Below are 19,517 nucleotides of genomic sequence, written 5' to 3' on the forward strand. Positions count from 1 at the left end.
TCCTGCATCACATATTACACAGACTTAAAACCGGCGGCCTCCTGACAAAAACGATCTCTGTTTTTTGTTTGTTAAGTGGTGCATATAGCGTCGCCAACAACAACAGACATGACATCCGTGTAGCAGGCCTCATTGTACTTACAGCTGTCGCTGCACACCTGTATCTGATCTATCAGAACATCGGTTCGAACTGAGACATTATCTTTCACCAGAAACTTTCCTTATAGCCGCAACAAACGCTTTATCTATATGCTCATGCAATATCTGTTATTGCTGGCACCAGAGATCATTCTCCTGTTTGTGATGGAAACACCACTGCTGGCTACACTATTGGGTTTTATGCTATATCCGCACTGGTGTGCTTCCGGGGTCTCCTCTATCAGATCGGCCTGCACATGAATATTATTTACCGGTCGTTTTCGTCGTGTATATTCTCCTCTTCTGGATGATCATGTATGACTGTTTATGGCAATCAGCCTGCGTCAATCTCCTGCTGGGATATATATTATTCTGTAACAGATATTATAAATTACCGCCGCTTGTCTGAAAGCAATAAAACAACACCTTAAAACTACCCATGTATTTAATTGTCATTTTAACACTTTTATCATTATCTTGGGATTAGCTTTATAATTCCACTATAATGAAACACTGGTTATATCTCGCCGTCCTTACGTGCCTTACGCAGACTGTCTTCGCCAAATATGACCCTGACTCCGTCTATCTTTTCTCTTATACCACGGAGAAAAATAATCATCACAACGGACTACATTTTGCATGGAGCCGGGATCAGCAGCAATGGCATCCTATCGGCAATGAATGGGGATATCTGAAAAGCGATTATGGTCGTTGGGGTTCGGAGAAAAAGATGTTCGCGCCTTACCTGATCAGCGGACCAGATGGTAACTGGCATTGCGTCTGGGGCTTAAATGATAAGGAACATGCCTTTGCACATGCCGCCTCCCCTGATCTCATTCACTGGAAACGTCAGAGCTATCCTGTTATGCAGGCCGGCAGCAATGTTTTACAGCCTGTCAGCTGGTATGATGCCACTCAGCAACAATATAACATCATTTACACCACCTCAGCAGGTAAATACTATCAGACTACTACGAAAGATTTTACCGCCTATTCTCCGGCAACGGAAGTACCCGCTACAGCCTATCGCCATCAGACCATCTCCGTAGAACTGCCAACAGGCAAAACAAGCGGACAACTGCACCGTGTACCATGGAAAGTGGCGGATCAGCTGATCAAAACATATGAGGGGAAACTATATAAGATGGAGCAGTACAGTGAATCGACTGCCGGGGATAGTGCCCGCTTCGCGGGTATCAGTCATGTAAGCGCTACCATCTCTGTACAGCCAGCATTGGCGAAACCCATCAGCGATCTGCTTTTTGGTGTTTTCTTTGAAGATATTAACTACGCTGCCGACGGCGGATTATACGCAGAGCTGATCCAGAACCGGGACTTTGAATATGCCCTCTCCGATAAAGAAGGCCGTGATAAACAATGGAACAGTACCCATTCCTGGCAGCTGCAAGGCACACAAAGTACCTTCACAATTGATACCAGCTCACCATTACACCGCAATAACCCACATTACGGGGTGCTCAATACAAAGGAACCGGGCGCTGTATTGTCAAATACCGGTTTTGACGGTATCGCTCTCAATAAAGGAGAGAAATACCAGTTCTCCCTGTTCTGCAGGGGAAAAGGTACGCTGCTGGTCAGACTGGTCAGTAAAGAGGGCACTACACTGGCCCAGACCACATTGTCACTCAATGCCCCGGAATGGAAACAAAGCAGCGCCACATTGACGGCTGCTGGTACCGTTTCGGACGCTCATCTGGAGCTATTGCCCCGTACAAAAGGTGGACTTGATGTGGACATGATATCCTTATTTCCCGCTAAAACATTCAAAACCAGACGAAACGGATTACGGCCTGACCTGGCACAAACTATTGCCGATATCCACCCCCGTTCATCCGTTTTCCCGGTGGATGTGTAGCCCACGGTGATGGCCTTGGTAATATGTATCGTTGGAAAAATACCATTGGTCCTCTGGAAACGCGTATCCCCCAGCGTAATCTGTGGGGGTATCATCAATCCGCCGGACTGGGTTACTTCGAATACTTCCAATACTGCGAAGATATCGGCGCTGAACCATTGCCCGTCGTTCCCGCAGGTGTACCCTGTCAGAATTCAGGTGTAGGTGGGGGCGGACAACAAGGCGGTATCCCCATGACTGAAATGGACAACTATGTACAGGAAGTACTGGATCTCATAGAATACGCCAACGGCGACGTCAATACCACCTGGGGAAAGAAACGGGCAGCCGCCGGTCATCCGGCCCCTTTTCATCTGAAATACATCGGTATAGGCAATGAAGACCTGATCACAGATGTATTCGAAGAAAGATTCACCATGATTTACAAAGTTATGCAGGCAAAACATCCGGAAATCACAGTCATCGGCACCGTAGGTCCTTTTTATGAAGGTACCGACTATGAAGAAGGATGGGCGCTGGCCGGAAAACTGAAAGTACCTATGGTGGATGAACATTATTATGAGACATCCGGTTGGTTCATCAACAATCAGACTTCTATGATAAATACGACCGCTCGCGTTCAAAAGTTTATCTGGGCGAATATGCAGCCCATCTGCCCGGTGCAAAGGTCAATCTGGAAACAGCATTGGCCGAGGCTATTTATCTGACGGGTGTTGAAAGGAACGGTGATATCGTCAGTATGACTTCCTATGCCCCCTTACTCGCAAAAGAAGGGCATACACAATGGAATCCGGACATGATCTACTTTAACAATACAGCCGTTAAACTGACCACCGCTTATCAGGTTCAGAAGTTATTCGGGAATAATGCCGGGAATGAATACCTGCCTAATACCACCTCGCTTTCTACCAATCAGGAAATTCTGAATAAAAGGATCGCCGTATCTGTTGTGCGGGATAGCAAAAGTAAAGACGTCATCATCAAGCTGGTCAACATTTCACCGTTCAGTATCCCTTCGACGATAGATCTGGGTACACTGAACATTGACGGCACAGCAGGTACAATGACAATCTTACAGGGAGATCCGTCTTCCAAAGACGCGAAACCGGTCAGCACAGCTATCACTATAGCATCAAAATTCAATACCGGATTGCCGGCATATTCTTTCTCTATTATAAGGATCAAAACAAAGTAATCAGCATGAGATCAGTTCTTTTATGGGCCTTTGTCCTTTTAGGCTGCACAACATCCGCACAACAAAAGAAAGACTTCCATTCATGGGCGCCTACGCCCCCGATGGGATGGAACAGCTGGGATTGTTACGGACCGACAGTGACAGAAGCAGAAGTGAAAGCCAATACCGACTATATGGCCACTCACCTGAAAGCGTCCGGATGGCAATACATCATCGTAGATATCCGCTGGTACGTGGCCAATGATAAATCACATGGCTATAATGAAACCAATCCTGATTATAATATAGACGCATACGGACGTTTTCAGCCTGCTGTCAACCGGTTTCCTTCGGCAGCAAACGGACAGGGATTTAAGCCGCTGGCAGACTATATACACAGCAAAGGATTGAAATTCGGTATTCATATCATGCGGGGAGTACCGGTAGTTGCTGTGAATAAAAAACTGCCTGTTAAAGGGACGAACGTCACCGCTGCAGATATCTACAGCAAACAGGATCAGTGTAAATGGCTACATGATATGTATACGATTGTACCGGATAAAACAGGTGCACAGGAATATTATAATTCTCTGTTTGACATGTATGCTTCGTGGGGGGTGGACTTTGTAAAAGTAGATGATCTTTCCGCACCTGTTTATTTTGCAGAAGAGATTGAAATGATCAGAAAAGCAATCGCACGGACCGACCGTAAAATTCTGCTCAGTACCTCACCGGGAGAAACGCCCATCGCACAGGGAGCACATGTACAGCAGCATGCCAATATGTGGCGTACGGTTGACGATTTCTGGGATAACTGGCCGCACCTGAAAGACCACTTCGAAGTATTTGACCGCTGGAACAAGTGGCGTACCACGGGCGCATGGCCTGACGGAGACATGCTGCCACTGGGACATATCGGGATCCGTGCAGAAAGAGGACAGCCACGTATGACTTCCTTTACAAAAGACGAGCAGTATACCCTGATGACACTCTGGACCATTTTCAGATCGCCGTTGATGTTTGGTGGTAATCTGCCTGACAATGATCCTTTCACACTGTCACTGCTGACCAACAAACAGGTATTACAGGTATTGAATAACAGCAGTAACAACCGCCCGCTTTTCAATGAAAAAGATAAAGCGGCATGGACGGCTGATGTACCGGGTAAACCGGCTAAATATCTCGCTGTCTTTAATAAAGCTGATAAAGATAGCGCCGCCGTTACTGTTGATCTTTCTACAATAGGCATCAAAGGTGCATGTACCATTACGGACCTCTGGTCAGGAAAAGTACTGGGGAAATTCAATGGTAGTTTTGCTCCGCAGATTAATCCGCATGGCGCAGGACTTTATAAAGTCACGCCATAATAAATGGCCTGTATCAGGCCATTTTCTTGTATTGATTAGGGCTTACCCCTACTTCCTTCTTAAACAGACGGGAGAAATAAGGAGGGTTTTCAAAACCCAGCAGATAGGCAATTTCTGCAACGCTCTGATCAGCTGTTTTAAGCAGGTTTTTAGCCTCTGAGATAAGATAGATATGAATAAGTTCTATGGCAGTCTTGCCGGTCTCCTGCTTCAGCAGATCACTCAGATAACGCGGAGACAGATGCAGTTGCTCTGCCATATAATTCACGGTGGGTAATCCTTTATCTTCAATACTGCTATCCTTGAAATAATTGGCCAGTGTCTCGCTAAAGCGGGACACTGTTTTTCCTGATAATTCGGCTCTGTTGATGAACTGACGTTTGTAGAAACGCTGGCAGTATTGCAGCATAGAACCAATATGTCCGAGAATAATATTACGGCTGTATTCGTCCTGTGTACCGTTATATTCTGTTTCAATTTTTCTGTACAACTCCCACATGATCTGCTCTTCCCGTGGAGACAGATGTAATGCCTCATTCACTTCGTAGTCAAAGAAATTGTACTTTTTAATCTCCGTGTGCAGGACATGTCCGTTGAGATAGTCTTCATGAAAAAACAGGAGGAACCCATCTTCCTCAAATTGCAGATCTTTCATTTCGATGATCTGACGGGGCTTAGCGAAATACATGGAACCATTCTGGTTATCGTAGTTCGTCCGCCCATATTTTATCATCCCTGCCTTTAGCTTCTTGAACCCGATCATATAAAAATCACTGGTAAACTCCCTGTCCCCTATTGTACAGGTATTATCACAACGGGTAAGACTGAGCATAGGATTTTCCGGAGGAGGAAAATTATTTGCGCGGTGCAGATCTGCCAGATGTTTATAGTGTATCATATTATCAGATTAAATATCCTGATACAAAAGTATCAACTATATAGCAGCATAATTGATACAAAAGTCGGTAAAAATGGCACATATCACGGTTCGACCCTTAACAATATGATAAGAATGACTTAATATCTGATCTGTTTTTCACATCTCCGGAATTTCTACTTTGCGCGCCTCATATGAAGCAGGTTGACAACACCCGCTTCTGGTAAAAACCCATAATGTAACATTCTATGAAAAGACACGCGTATTTAATCGCACTTTCCACGTCGCTGGCTTTTGCTGCCTGTAGCAAACAATCCGGAGAACCCGCTCCCTCAGCCGACAAACTAGCTGCTGCCAATGAGATCTCTGCTGCTGCTGCCAGTACCATCACCTACACAGATGAAAGCGCTTTTGTCAACAGCCTTTCCTCTTATGGTTTTAAAACACCGGATCAACTGACGCTGAACCGTGATGGTTCCACCAGTGGCTATACTTCGGTATATGGATTCAATATTCCGGCGGCCAATCAGGTAACAGGTTTCAAATGGAACAGCGGAGACGAGCAGACCAATGAATGGCGTCCACAAGGTATCGGAGGCTTTACCTGGGGCACAAAGAAGTTCCTTGTAGTTTCATGGTATGGCGTTGATCCGGGTACGATTGCTGGTGTAGCCAATCAACACAAAGGCGTACGTATTTCATTGGTAGATATTACCAATATGAACAGCGTTACCTATCGCCATATTCTGCTGGTACAGAACAAAGCCAACATGACCAACTCCTCACTGTACAAGGCTTCCAATACCTATACACAGCTGGGATCTTTCTGTCCGGTAACGATTCACGCAGGTGGAGTAACCTGTCATGCAGGAAAATTATTCGTTGCAGATACCAAACTGGGGATGCGCGTATTTGATCTGACGAAATTCGTGTCTGCACAAAGCGATGACACAGAAACAAGTTGCGGACAAGCAACCAACGGTGACCTGAAAGCCTTTAACTATGGTTACATCTTACCACAGACCGGCTATTATAAGATCACTAATGCCAATCCTTTCTCCTGTATCGAACTGGGTGAAGGCGCTACAGCTGCCAGCAAATACCTCTGGACAGCACAGTATATAGAGCCCTCTGAAACAACTGTACCACAGGTGTTCGGATTCCTTGTTAATGATGCCGGACAGGTAAGTACCACCACACAGCCGACAATCATCACCCCTGTTGACAATGACACTACCCGTGTGCATGGCATACAGGGTGTATTCAGAATGGGTAATAAGACGTTCATGTCTACAACAGGAAATAGTTCTTACGAAGGATCTACAGGCAGGCTGACACGCTACAACGATGGTACTGTTGCCGGTACCCGTTACCGCTGGCCACATGGTGCAGAAGATCTGTACCGTGACGCTGCTACCGGTTATCTCTGGTGTCTGACAGAGTATGAAACAGAAAAGTATGGAAAGGACAACAGATGTGTATTTGCTGTCAGAGTTTCAGATTATGATTGATAGGAGCAAATAAAAGCTTTACACCTGAGGGGCTGATATGAAAGGGACTGCTTTCATACAGCCCCTTTCTTTATAGATTTTATGCGTAATGTAGTTTTTCTGCGAACTGATGCCAGCTCTCCAGCTTACGTTGCATGAGTTGTTCAATCAGTACAACTGCCTGCTCGAAACGTTCATCCCAATCTCCCCGGATCTCTTCACAGGTAACGCCATACTTATCCAGTACCCGGCGATGTGAAACATCAAGACGATTACGATCTTCTTCGCTCAGACGTGTGCCGTCCTGTACATAAGGCGCATCATTATTCAGATAGAGATAAAGATCTGCCCTGTTACTTTCAAAGATGCCACGGTCTACAGACAGCTCGGTATTAAAAGCAAACTCTCCGTAAGAAAGCGTGATATGAATGTTGGTATCGATGACCAGCAGCGGACTTGGTCCTTTTGCTGCCCTGTCGATACGGGCCGCATGTTCCCGCGCGATCAGATAAAGATCTTTAACGCCAAAGTCATTGGAATCTGTAATAATATCCCTTCCCGCTTCCAACACACCGGTACAATTGAAATGTTCCGATAACCTGCTGGTCAGGGTAGTCTTTCCTGTTGACTCCGTACCTAACAACACGACCTTCGTCACCAACGATGCTTTTACTGCATCCGGCAAATATTGCCATGTATCCGGAAGATTAGCCCTGATCTTTGAAGCAGATACAGGATAACGGGCTTTTTTCATATCAAAAGCCATGTGGGTAATACCCATATAATCAGCTACCAGCTCGCCGTAAGGTTCCGAAGTAACCACCAGTGAATGATCAGGAAATAAGAATTTAAACTGTGCCGCCCATAACTCAGACGCCAATGCCGACGTCTCGGAAGTATTTGGCAACAGACTTTCGTCATATTGAAATACCAGCACCTTTATACGCGGATCATGGCGGAAGGTGTCTTCCACCCAAACCTGACGCACAGGAGCCGGAAGGGTTTCCTTATTACTGCAGCAGATCAATACGGATAGCTCATCACAATACGAGAGGGCAAACCTGATCATCGCTTCATGCCCCTTATGGAAGGGCATAAATTTCCCAAAAACAAAACCTTTACGCATATTTCAGTTGTTTCCTCCATTGAAGCAGGCCGAACGTGGCCAGCCCCAAAAATACCACATACTCAAGTGATAAAAAATAAATTTCTTTAATAAGATATAAAATAACACTCACAATATCTACAACGATCCACAGTACCCACGTCTCGATGCGTTTCTTTGCCAGCAGAAACGTCGCCAGCACACTTGCCATCATGACGAAAGAGTCCGCAAACGGATAGGTGGCCGGCAAAGGAAAGTATTGCGGCATCCAGATATGGAAACGTTGAATCGTGTATCCCATCGCAATCGTCCCCAGCAATAATGCCACGCCGTATATGCCTGTCATCGGACGGGTCATCCGGGTAACCGGCAGCTCCTCCGTTTTATTTCTCCAGTTATACCAGCCGAACACTGTTACCACCAGAAAGAATACCTGCAATAACATATCCGCATACAGCTGCACCTGAAAAAACAGCACAAACAATGCGATCTCATTGACAATACCTGTTGGCCAGGTCAATACATTCGCTCTGGAAGCATAGTACACAGATATCAATCCGAAGAGGGTCCCGATCAGTTCAATATAACTCACAGGATATGACAGCACACTGAAAGCGATATCATTCACATCGAAAAACGTCATCAGAAACTGTATTTAAATGCAACATACATATTACGGGGCGCCTGTACAAAGTATTTACGGGTACCGTCCCCTTCTACATAACCGTCATTGTAATATTTAGCGCTGGTCAGATTGTTCACAAACAGCGACAGTGTACAATGTGCAATCGTATACTGCGCCCTTGCATTCAACAGCACATAATCATCCACCAGTGCATCATTAGCAAAATCAATATAAGCACGACGCTGATACCTGCCGGATACGGCTACTCCCAGCCGCTTATGCTCCCAGCCCACTTCCTGATTCACGATCAGTGCTGGTGTCAATATAGGTGTGAAAGACGTCTGCTGTTCTTTTACACGGCTATGGTTGAAAGAGGAGTTATTGGTAAAACTGAATGCATTCACCCGGTAGCCCGCATGTAATTCTATCCCTGCCCGGTAACTGCTTTTTACTTTATTGGTCAGCAACAGCCCATTCGGTCCCACCTGTCCGTTCAGCACAATCTCATTATCAAAGTTCATGTAGTACCCATTCAGTCCCAGCTCGAAATTGTTCTTATGAAAGCGGACACCCAGCTCATGATCTACGACGGACTCTGCATCCTGATTATAGATCATTGCCTTACCGGTACTGTCAGCGGTCAGATCATCATTCCCACCGAAAATATCATTACGCGTAGGTTCCCTGCCGGTACGACCAATGCTATAGTAGATGCTGGTTGCATCACTGGCGGCAAAGTTCAGACCTGCCTTCGGATTCAGGAAATGCCAGTCCATCTTTTCAAAAGGCACACTGCCTTTATAATCGAAAGTAGTATAACGGTATTGCAGATCACCATAGAGTGTGAACCTGTTAAGGGTATATTCTATTTTAGTAAATGCGCTGGCTTCATTTTTATGTCCTTTGTTCTGATACAGTTCACCCAGCCAGTTATCAGTACCTGTATGTCTGCGGGAATAAATATTACCGTGTACACCAGTCGTCCACTTAAAACGATCGTAGGTCAGTGCATAGTTGGTAAAGAATCCACCGAAGTGGGAAAGGAAACCATAGTTAAAGAGGTTGCCATCCGTCTCCATGCCGAGAAAGTTATTCAGATCGAAATCGTATCCACCTTTCAGATAAGTATAATAAATACTGGAGGTCAGTGTGCCATGCAATGTAGGCCGCCAGCTGTTCTGTAATTGTATAAGTCCCTGAAAGAAACGATCTTTTTCATCTTTGGTATTGGCATTACTACGTCTGTCTTTAGAGATGAGCGTATCTGCTACTGCCAGCCAGGCCATTCCATTCCGTTGATGACCTGCCATCACGTTCAGCTTCCAGGTGCTTTTATCGTAGTAAAGGCCGCCGCTGACAAACACAGACTGCGAATTATTAAAAGCATGATATTTATATCCATCCGTATACACCTGAGAAGCTCTTACGTATAGTGACTTCCTGTTTTTAATAGCGGTCTGGTGTTCTGCAAAAATCCTGAAACTGTTATAAGACCCATATCCTACACCGAGATTAGTGTTGGCGGTCTCTCCTGCTTCAGGCGCAAATAACTGTACACTACCGGCATAACTGGCAGCACCGTTTTTAGAAGTACTGACACCTCTCTGTATCTGCAGCCGGCTGATGGAATTGAGTATATCCGAATAGTTGGAAAAGTAAGCGCCCTGATCTTCTGGTTCATTGAGGGGCATCCCATCCAGCGTAGTATTGATTCTGGTCTGGTCCATCCCTCTCATACGGTAATAAGAATAACCCTGCATATTACCGGCGTCAGAATAGACGGTAACAGATGGTGTTTCCGACAATAGAAAAGAAGGCTCCTGTCCGGTATTCTTTTCATCAAGTACCTTCATATCAAGGTTCTGATATGTTACGGGTGTTTTACTACCAGCCTGATAGGAAACAATCACTTCCTTCAGTCGCAGGATACTATCCTGATCTTTGCTTTTGGGTAAAGTATCCTGTGCGCCGGCTAACAAAGGCAATAATAAAACTGATACAGTGGTGATGTTCACACGACTAAAAAAGCTCATAGGATAAAAAATGTAATTATTACACAAATATATTAAGCCGAGTCCGGAGATGGTTAACATGTTTGTGTTAGTGGGCTAAATTGTTGGTACACTGGTTTAAAATAATCATTACTTTTATTTTACCGAGACAAAAACGCCGTTGTCAATGCTACTATTAACCTGTAACCATGGCGTATTTATCCCAAACGACGCGATATGAAAAGTGATACACCAATCCTGCGCAAACTGGACCAACATCGTAAATTCCTATTAGGCCATCGTCTGGCTTTTGATACAAGTTCAAAGCGTACAAGCTGGCGACAGATTGTAATGCTTTGGTTTTCTGCGGCTTCGCAGGGTAACAAAAGAGCACAGTTTTATCTGGCTACTTGCTATGATAACGGAATGGGTGTACAACGGGACACCGCCATTGCCTTCAAATGGTATATGAAAGCTGCGTTACAGGGCCACATGGAATCGCAATCTAATATCGGGTTCTTTTATCGTGAAGGAGATGTTGTCCGAAAAAACGATAAAAAAGCCGTTTACTGGTTTAAATTGGCTTCTGCACAAGGAGACACAGAAGCACAACGCGATCTGGGTTACTGCTATTTCTATGGTCTGGGCACCGAAAAAGATGTCACGCAGGCCATCTACTGGTACAAGAAAGCTGCTGCCAAAGACGATCCGAAGGCGTTATATAATCTTGGCCTCTGCTACAAACACGGTGATGGCGTCAGCCAATCTCAACGTTGGGCGAAATATTATTTCGAAAGAGCTGCCAGATTAGGGAATAATGCCGCTTCTCTTCAGTTACGCGAAATCATGCGTACCACCAGCCAATATTCTTAATTGTTGTGTACTGTCTGCTCAGACGGCAATAGCATTGTAAATGCCGTTCCTATAACCGGTGTTGATGCAGCAGTAATAAATCCTTCGTGATTGCGGATAATCGTCCTGCAAAAGGCTGATCCTACGCCTGCACCCTCATTCGTCGATTCCAATGAATAGCAATATTCTTTACTCCGCTTGCTCAAAAAACCCCACATTCTACCGCTTCGATCGCTTATATTAGGGTAACGTTATTGAATCGTCTGCCGACATTGATTATCTGGCCCTCTAATTAGTTTAAAACCATGAGATTTTTTATTGCCCTTTTACTCTTCATTACACTATTATTGCCGGGCGTATCCAAAGCCCAGTCTACCAAAATCGTTACAAACCACATCGGTTATGAATTCAGTAAATCCAAACGCGCCATCCTTGTGGCAGAAAGTAAAGTCAGTGTAGGCAATGTCGAACTGATCGACGCTGCCAGCGGACGTAAAGTCTATACCGGAAAAGCTCTGTATAGTGGTCCGGTAGACCAGTGGAAACACTGGCAGTTCTGGACAATTGACTTCAGCAATTATACCACGGCCGGTACTTATTTCCTCAGTACCACCGTAGCTGGTCAATCTATCCGCTCCTACCCTTTCACCATCGGGAAAAACGTACTGGAACAGGCAACCATCTCCGATGTTGTTTATTATTTCAAAGGACAACGCTGCACAGGACTGATGGATCAGGCGGATCATCACCTGCATCTTGCAGGTATGCCTTCAGACACTATCGACGCACATGGCGGCTGGTATGATGCTACCGGCGATTATGGCAAACACCTGTCACACCTTTCCTTCTCTTCCTATTTCAACCCGCAACAGGTATCGCTCACCGTCTGGAGCTTGCTGAAAACATATGAGCAGCTGAAAAGCAAACCGGGCACAGACTATCGTCAGTATATCAGGCGTGTACTGGATGAAGCCATGTATGGAGCAGATTATCTCGTACGACTAAAAGCGCCTGATGGTTCTTTCTATCGTTCTGTTTCTGCACCCGGACCGGGTAAACTGGCCAAAGACCGCACCATCCGTGCGGAGGACAAAGGCTATCGTATCAAACAGTCTAAAGACCAGTCCTTCGGCAGTGGCAGCGGCACTTCCACTGAAATGAACAACTGGCGCAGCTATCAGTCCAGTTACCGCTCAGGCGCCGGATTATCTATCGCTGCACTGGCTATCGCTGCGACCTATGATACTTCCGGGGAATTCAGTAACAAAGATTACCCGAAAACAGCAGAAGATGCCTTTGCTTTTCTGGAAAAAGAAAATCCCTTGATGACCAACGACGGTAAAGAAAATATTGTAGACGACTATTGTGCGCTCAGCGCCGCGACGGAACTCTATAAAGCAACGCACAAAGACAGTTATCTGCAGGCAGCTGTCAAACGTGCCACGCAGTTAAAAGATCGCCTGATCAGCAGTGGTAAATACCAGCACTATCTCCGGGCAGATGATAAAGACAGACCTTTCTTTCACCCTTCTAATGCAGGATTACCGGTTGTCAGTCTGCTGAACTTTTATTCGCTGGCACCAGCGGAACTGCAGACAGCCATAAAGACGACCGTCAGACAATACATGCAATATGAACTGGCGATTACGGCGGAGGTGAATAATCCTTTTGGCTATAGCCGTCAATACACCGAAGACACCGCCGGTATAAGAAAGGCCACCTTCTTCTTCCCTCATGGCAGTGAAGCATCTCCGTGGTGGCAGGGAGAAAACGCCAGATTAGGTTCACAGGCAACAGCTGCACGGATGACCGCACAATTGTTTAAAGCCGATAAAGCATTTCATGATAGTCTGGAAAACTTTGCACTCAATCAGCTGAACTGGATACTGGGACTCAATCCTTTTGACGCCTGTATGTTACAGGGAGCGGGGCATAACAATCCTGCTTATGGTTTCTTCGGCACCTTCGAATACACTAACGCACCTGGCGGTATTGTCAATGGTATTACGTCCGGTCTGGAGAATGAAAATGATATTGATTTCAACCTCTCTTATGCTGTCACAAAGAAGGACTATGACTGGCGCTGGGCAGAACAATGGCTGCCACATGCCGCATGGTACCTGCTGGCTGTAGCTATCAATGAATAAAACTAAAATGGGCAATACAATAAATTGTACTGCCCATTTTCCTTTACAACGTATATGCTTATTTATTCAGCAATTCCGCCAGTTTCTTATTGAGTGATTCACCTCTCAGGTCGTTACCGATGATCTTGCCTTCAGGGCTGATCAGGAAACCCGCCGGTACACCAGTTACGCCATACAGGATACCTACTTCATTACCCCATCCTTTCAGATCAGATACGTGGATCCATGGAATACCATCTTTTGCAATCGCTTCTTCCCATTTCTTCTTATCGCTGTCCAGTGACACACCAAGGATCTCAAAGCCTTTATCCTTATACATTTTATATTGCTCTCTCAGATTGGGATTTTCAGCACGGCATGGGCTGCACCAGCTTGCCCAGAATTCCAGCAACACGGTCTTGCCTCTCAGATCTTTCAGAGAAACAGGTTTACCGTTAATATCTTTCATGGTGAAGTCAGGTGCTTCTGCGCCCGGTGTAGTCAGCTTCACCGCCTTAATACGCTTATCCAGTTCCTGTCCTTTTTTGGAAGTGCGCAGCTTAGCGCTCAGTCCATTATAAACAGGCGTTACAACCTCCATATTCTTAGACATATTCATGTACTCTGACAATGCGATCAGTCCGAATACAGAATTAGGATTATCCTTCGCATATTGCAGCTGTGCAGCATTCCTGTCACTTACACGTTTACGGAAACGCATGTCTATTTCTTTCAGGAAATTAGAATCAGCACGCTGCTCAGGCGTACCTGCATTGAAATCATAGTTGGCGTTTTTAGTGATCGCCATAATTTGCCCACCTATCTTTTTGTTATAAGCGTCCTCCTGATCATGGACTTTAGAACCTTTGAATACAGCATTTGCCAGAGAATCTTTAGACGTAATTGTAAAGTTTTCCGTTCCGAAGTTGAAATAAATAACATCTCCGGTATATACCGCCTTCATTTTTCCGTCACCATTGTGTGCGAGGGCCATACGACAGGTAGCGATACCGTTCATTTCGCCGGTGAATTTAAAGGTACCATTTACGACATCTGCAGAATCTTCCTTTCCGCCACTGCCATTCAATACATCAGTCCAGTCAAGATATACTCTGGCAGGAGCATTCAGGTTACCGATTTTACCGGTAATAGTAAATGTGTTTTTCGATTGAGACTTTGCGAGCATTGGTATCAGAGCTGCAAAGAGTAAAAAAGTTTTTTTCATGGTCGATTTTGGTAAGTGGTGGTTGAATCCCCCTGACTGTATATTATTATAGCCCACAATCAGCGATACTCATGATCGGCTTTACATAGATAAAGCAATGAACGCGAAAAATCTTAGCGTCTTTTTCGAGTTTTTTTAAAAAATCAGGGAAACTGTTAATAAATGTTAAATCGCATGCCCTTTTACAGCTATTACAGGCATGTTGCAGATACTATCATCGGGTATAAAGGGAGGTCAGGATTGCTCCGGATATTTGTTTTTGAGATAGTCTACTGATTGTTTGATCAATTGTGTCAATACCGACTGGTCTATATCAGCCAGCTTTTTAATATACAAACAGCCCTTGGCCGCTTTATGCTTTCCAAGCTTATCCAGTAGTGTCGTATTATCCGCAAATCCCGGCATGACATACAAACTGATATTCTGCTTACGGGGAGAAAAACCAGCCAGACAGGCATCACCTTCGTGTCCGCTGTCATATTTATAATGATACTGCCCAAAGCCTACGATAGCAGTCCCCCACATCTTAGCCGGATAACCGGTGGCCTTTTCCATAATACGCACCAGTTCAAAACAATCTGCCTTTACTTTTTCATCCTCAACATTTTCCAGAAAGGCCTTTACAGACTGTGTGGTTGGTTGTGTTTTCTGTTCTGCCATAAGAAGGGGTTTATGTACAGATATAAAGTTATGTCAAATCAGCGTCCGTTCTCCGCCCGATAAAAATATTGTGCGCTCCCGGGTCAATTGATTTCCCTGCAGCACTTTTTGCAATGCCGACGTCTGTTCCTTAAAATGTGTCCAGCCACTGTGATGCACCGGAATGATCTTATTAGGCTGTAATACCTGCGCTGATCGGATCAATCCGCTACTGTCCATCGTATATTTCCCAAAACCCGAGAGATACCTGAACTGCACAGCACCAAGGTTAAATATACCGGTATCCACTTTAAAACGCTTCCCGACTTCCGCGATACCATCGAAATAAACCGTATCGCCAGATAAATAGACGACTCCATTCTGCTGTCCGTCGTACTCAATGACAAAACCAGTCACCATACCAGATACAAATTCCGGTATCCATGCCGGACGATGCCGGGCGGGTGTGGCTGTAATACGCAAACCGGGCACCTTTGGAGTATCTATCAGGCATGTCTCCCATCTTTGCAGACCTGTCACGTTTTTCATCCTTCTGGCGGCAGCAGTTGTAGAGAGTACATGCGGAAAATTATCAATAAAAGCCCGGCCTTTATTATCCAGATTATCCTTATGCTGATCGTGGCTGAGCAATACAAGGTCAATGTCCTGCAAAGCGGATATTGGTAAAGCAGGATTTTCGGTTTTACGGGAGAATGCGCCGAAACCATGGTAATACAGCTGGCCGGCATTGTCGAGCGTCGGGTCGGTCAATATTTTGAAATCCCCTATTTCAAGCAGGATACAGGCGGTGTCAATATGGGTAATATACATAAGAGGCGATCAATACCATAAAGCTATGGCTTACGACTATCGCTTACAATGTAGATACAGGATATTTTGTTGTATATATAAAAAACAATTGCCCCTCTTCCGAGGGGCAATGCCAACTTACAACACAATATAGGGATATTTCACGGACAGTGCTTAGTGTTCCAGAACGGAGAATTCCGCTCTTCTGTTTGCCTTATGTTCTTCCTCCGTACAGTTCACGCCATTCGCACAACGGTTGATCAGTTTGGTCTCGCCATAACCTTTTGCAGTCAGGCGTTTTTTATCAATTCCTTTGGAAAGGAAATAATTCAATGTTGAATTCGCACGACGCTGAGAAAGCTTCATATTGTAGCTATCATCAGAACGGCTGTCAGTATGGAAGGACATATCCACTTTCCATGTCGGATTTTCCTTCATCAGCGCAATCAGCTTATCCAGCTCTTTTGCCACATCAGGACGGATATCCGCTTTACCCAGATCGAAATAGATATTCTGCGGATTGAACTTGTTACCCAGCTCAATCTTATGCGGAGCACCAACTCCTTTTGCAGGAACAGGATCCTTTGGCTTATTCACCACAGACTCCATTTCTATCTTTTCCAGATAAAGGTCACGGTGTAAAACTGCAGATTCTGTCAATCCGTTTGTAGTCACCGCAACCCCCAATTCTGGTCTAAACAGTGCCTTCTGGCCATCCAGCGCATAGGCTGTCAAACTATCCAATGCAAAATGAAAATTACCTTCGTTATCAGTCGAAGCTTTTAACACCGCTCCGGTGTTCTTACTAGCCAGAGTAATTGCTGCATCGCCCAGCGGCTGACCAGTCTTTTTATCGATGGCTTTACCTTCCAGCGAGAAGACGAGTATCTTCGCAGGCGTAAAACGGTAAAGGTCATCACTGCCCTTTCCGCCTTTCCTGTTGGAAGAAAAATACATGGTATTGGTGCCATTATAGGCAGGTGCGAAATCATCCTGTGCACTGTTCACCGGCAGACCCATATTACGGACTGCCCATGTACCTTTCTCTTTAACCGCACGGAAAATGTCTAATCCGCCAAGACCCGGACGTCCATCTGTAGAGAAATAGAACACTCCATTTCCATCAAACATCGGTGAACGTTCGTTACCAGTAGTATTGATCTCAGGTCCCATGTTCACCGGCGTCTGCCACTGACCATTTGCATCCAGCGTACTGTAATAAATATCAGTGCCCCCAATTCCTTTATCGCCGTAATCTGCAACAAAGTAGAGGGTCTTGCCATCGGGAGTAATAAAAGGATCGCCAATGGAGTGATTGAATATTTCGTTGAAAGGGAAAGCAGGTAATTCTTTCCAGCCACCGCTCGTATCACGTTGCTGAGCTCTGATTTCGATATTGAGGGTATAAGGATTCTCCTTACCTAACAGCGAACCTTTCTTTCTGGCCAGTTCGGTGACTGCATAATAGAAGGTTTGTCCATCCGCAGTATAACTGGCGTCAGCACTATGATAATCACCATTCACATCACGTACCAGCAGTTTGGTGGTGCCGCTGTCCAGACCATTACTTTCATAGAGGTGCAGGTAACTGTTGCCGGTATAACCGTAATATTTTCTTTTGATGTTGCTGGTATTAAACAACATATCACGGCGTAAGGAGTCGTAAGGACGATCTGAAGCGAAGACTACTTTTCCGTTATTGAAAGCAGTGCTCCAGTCAGACCATTCACTGTTCAGTCCTTTCAGATTTTCCAGATCACCTCTTATCGGCGCTGCCGTCCATGCAGCAGCACTGTCACAACCAGCCTGCATACTCTTTGCGAGCATATCGCCCGGAGTTTTGGCCAGATAACCGTTCAGCACATCTTTTGCAGCACTGTATTGTTCATTGTTCATGAGGATCGCTGCATAGTGCAGTTCATCCTCGGCAGTATGCTCCGGCATGGCTACCAGTTTTCCATACCAGGTAGCAGCTGCAGGATAATCTTTCAACAAACGGTAGCTGGTAGCCAGACCACGCGCTGCTGTGACTGTTTCTTTCTTTTTGTAAGCTTTCTGATATAATGGAATAGCTGCTGCGTAATTGTATAACGTAGCCTGACTATTAGCTTCTTTTATAACGTACTGTCCATTGGCGGTATTAAACAATCCCGTTACCAGCAAGGCACTTAACAATGCAGGAAGGGTATAATGTTTTCTATTCATAATGGTCTTATGATATCTGTTTTTGTAACGCAATGATGTTAGAAATATCTTGGTGACAACATCCTTGCTTTAGGATTGGCCCAGGTATAGTTGATCGATACCTCATGTGTAGAAAAGCTGTTAGCCCCTGTACCATTTGTCGTCTGATCGTATGCATACCCGATACGCAGTTTGCTGTTGATAAAGAAATCAACCATACCAGCTACAGCGCCTGACTTACTCAGGGAATTAGCGATCTTATCTTTGTTAAATACAGCAGTACGATAAGAAGCACCGATCCACAATTTCTCATGAAACAGTACGAAGGCGTTCAGGTCAGCACTGGTCGGACCTGCGAAGTCTTCTTTCACCAGAATAGATGGTTTCAGGGAAATGTTTTCTGACAATGGGAACAGCGCACCAACGGTATAAAACATGTTTGGTTTCAGCGGCAGATAAGTTCGCAGTTTATCAGACTTCTGAAAAGATCCGGAGATGATATTATCCGCAGATACACCGGCATAAAAACGCTCACTGTTATAGAAGATACCCACCCTTGCGTCAGGCATGATGGAAGTACCTTTTGCATTCATCAGCAGCGCATCATTCTGATTCGACGGATTAAGCGCCTTCAGATTCAGCTGTTGCTGGATGAATCCCACACTCAGGCCAATCGCCAGTCGTTTGTTACCATCTGCGTCCATAGGAATACGATACGCATAAGTACCGTAAAGGGCAGTGTTCTTCTCAGCGCCCAGCTGGTCATTAACTGCCTGCAGACCTAAACCCACACGACCATCGTTTACGACGCCGTCAACTGCAGCAGAGAATGTTTTGGGAGCACCGGGAAGACCTGCCCATTGCGTACGGTAGAACATATTGAGGTTCCACTGTTCTTTATAACCTGCATATGCCGGATTAATATAAATTCCGTTAAACATATACTGGCTGAATTGCGCGTCATGCTGCGCATGTGCCGACTGGAATGATAGGAAGAATATTATAGGTAGAATGATCTTGTAAAACTTGCTAGTCATA

At 45.2% G+C, this 19,517-nt stretch carries 18 protein-coding genes; 9 read left to right on the top strand and 9 right to left on the bottom strand.

Annotated elements, in window-relative coordinates:
- The 6 genes from FEF09_RS30945 to FEF09_RS24665 all read left to right on the top strand — a co-directional run.
- On the top strand, positions 1 to 194 hold a 194-nt coding region (locus FEF09_RS30945), incomplete at its 5' end, for a hypothetical protein (protein ID WP_186774504.1).
- Between the two features lie 61 nt (positions 195 to 255).
- Positions 256 to 399: a hypothetical protein gene (locus FEF09_RS30950; RefSeq protein WP_186774505.1), complete on the top strand. Its 144-nt coding sequence runs from the start codon at positions 256 to 258 to the stop codon at positions 397 to 399.
- 244 nt (positions 400 to 643) lie between these two features.
- On the top strand, positions 644 to 2,014 hold the full coding sequence (locus tag FEF09_RS33595) for a carbohydrate binding domain-containing protein (RefSeq protein ID WP_261387730.1): 1,371 nt from the start codon (positions 644 to 646) through the stop codon (positions 2,012 to 2,014).
- 23 nt (positions 2,015 to 2,037) lie between these two features.
- Entirely contained in the window at positions 2,038 to 2,721 is a 684-nt protein-coding gene (locus FEF09_RS33600) for a hypothetical protein (protein ID WP_261387731.1), read from the top strand.
- Positions 2,700 to 3,209 (top strand): alpha-L-arabinofuranosidase C-terminal domain-containing protein, encoded by a 510-nt coding sequence (locus FEF09_RS33605; protein ID WP_261387732.1) that lies wholly within the window; start codon positions 2,700 to 2,702, stop codon positions 3,207 to 3,209. Before FEF09_RS33600 ends, FEF09_RS33605 begins: the two co-directional genes overlap by 22 nt.
- 5 nt (positions 3,210 to 3,214) lie before the next feature.
- Positions 3,215 to 4,555: a glycoside hydrolase family 27 protein gene (locus FEF09_RS24665; RefSeq protein ID WP_146307596.1), complete on the top strand. Its 1,341-nt coding sequence runs from the start codon at positions 3,215 to 3,217 to the stop codon at positions 4,553 to 4,555.
- 13 nt (positions 4,556 to 4,568) lie between these two features.
- On the opposite strand, the gene FEF09_RS24670 is transcribed toward FEF09_RS24665, so the two are convergent.
- Positions 4,569 to 5,453, bottom strand: coding sequence for a helix-turn-helix domain-containing protein (locus FEF09_RS24670; protein ID WP_146307597.1), 885 nt, complete (start codon positions 5,451 to 5,453; stop codon positions 4,569 to 4,571).
- 227 nt (positions 5,454 to 5,680) lie between these two features.
- On the opposite strand from FEF09_RS24670, the gene FEF09_RS24675 reads away from it, so the two are divergent.
- Positions 5,681 to 6,943 carry a hypothetical protein gene (locus tag FEF09_RS24675; protein ID WP_146307598.1) on the top strand — a complete coding sequence of 421 codons (1,263 nt, stop codon included), beginning with the start codon at positions 5,681 to 5,683 and terminating at the stop codon, positions 6,941 to 6,943.
- A gap of 79 nt (positions 6,944 to 7,022) precedes the next feature.
- On the opposite strand, the gene FEF09_RS24680 is transcribed toward FEF09_RS24675, so the two are convergent.
- The 3 genes from FEF09_RS24680 to FEF09_RS24690 are packed head-to-tail and all read right to left on the bottom strand — an operon-like array spanning position 7,023 to position 10,685.
- The gene (locus FEF09_RS24680) at positions 7,023 to 8,048 is read right to left on the bottom strand and encodes an AAA family ATPase (RefSeq protein ID WP_146307599.1); all 1,026 of its coding nucleotides are present in this window, start codon (positions 8,046 to 8,048) and stop codon (positions 7,023 to 7,025) included.
- A complete protein-coding gene (gene pnuC, locus FEF09_RS24685; protein WP_146307600.1) occupies positions 8,041 to 8,670 on the bottom strand; it encodes a nicotinamide riboside transporter PnuC in 630 nt (209 codons plus the stop codon). Before pnuC ends, FEF09_RS24680 begins: the two co-directional genes overlap by 8 nt.
- Positions 8,670 to 10,685: a TonB-dependent receptor gene (locus tag FEF09_RS24690; protein ID WP_261387733.1), complete on the bottom strand. Its 2,016-nt coding sequence runs from the start codon at positions 10,683 to 10,685 to the stop codon at positions 8,670 to 8,672. Before FEF09_RS24690 ends, pnuC begins: the two co-directional genes overlap by 1 nt.
- A 195-nt stretch (positions 10,686 to 10,880) precedes the next feature.
- Here FEF09_RS24690 and FEF09_RS24695 point away from each other — a divergent pair, with 195 nt between their 5' ends.
- Together FEF09_RS24695 and FEF09_RS24700 are read left to right on the top strand one after the other, a co-directional pair.
- Positions 10,881 to 11,516 carry a tetratricopeptide repeat protein gene (locus FEF09_RS24695; protein ID WP_146307602.1) on the top strand — a complete coding sequence of 212 codons (636 nt, stop codon included), beginning with the start codon at positions 10,881 to 10,883 and terminating at the stop codon, positions 11,514 to 11,516.
- 284 nt (positions 11,517 to 11,800) lie between these two features.
- Positions 11,801 to 13,642, top strand: coding sequence for a glycoside hydrolase family 9 protein (locus FEF09_RS24700; RefSeq protein ID WP_146307603.1), 1,842 nt, complete (start codon positions 11,801 to 11,803; stop codon positions 13,640 to 13,642).
- A gap of 58 nt (positions 13,643 to 13,700) precedes the next feature.
- Here the strand turns inward: FEF09_RS24700 and FEF09_RS34565 are convergent, their stop codons facing one another.
- From FEF09_RS34565 to FEF09_RS24725, 5 genes are all read right to left on the bottom strand, one after another.
- On the bottom strand, positions 13,701 to 14,846 hold the full coding sequence (locus FEF09_RS34565) for a TlpA disulfide reductase family protein (protein WP_146307604.1): 1,146 nt from the start codon (positions 14,844 to 14,846) through the stop codon (positions 13,701 to 13,703).
- A 234-nt stretch (positions 14,847 to 15,080) separates the two neighbouring features.
- Positions 15,081 to 15,506, bottom strand: coding sequence for a DUF1801 domain-containing protein (locus FEF09_RS24710; protein WP_146307605.1), 426 nt, complete (start codon positions 15,504 to 15,506; stop codon positions 15,081 to 15,083).
- A gap of 33 nt (positions 15,507 to 15,539) precedes the next feature.
- Entirely contained in the window at positions 15,540 to 16,316 is a 777-nt protein-coding gene (locus FEF09_RS24715; protein ID WP_146307606.1) for an MBL fold metallo-hydrolase, read from the bottom strand.
- A 153-nt stretch (positions 16,317 to 16,469) separates the two neighbouring features.
- Complete coding sequence (locus FEF09_RS24720) at positions 16,470 to 18,500, bottom strand: OmpA family protein (RefSeq protein WP_146307607.1); 2,031 nt, start codon at positions 18,498 to 18,500, stop codon at positions 16,470 to 16,472.
- A gap of 38 nt (positions 18,501 to 18,538) precedes the next feature.
- Positions 18,539 to 19,516, bottom strand: a complete 978-nt coding sequence (locus tag FEF09_RS24725) for a type IX secretion system membrane protein PorP/SprF (RefSeq protein ID WP_146307608.1) — start codon at positions 19,514 to 19,516, stop codon at positions 18,539 to 18,541.
- Position 19,517: the final 1 nt, after the last annotated feature.

The sequence above is a fragment of the Chitinophaga pinensis genome (assembly GCF_007896845.1).
GTDB lineage: Bacteria > Bacteroidota > Bacteroidia > Chitinophagales > Chitinophagaceae > Chitinophaga > Chitinophaga pinensis_C.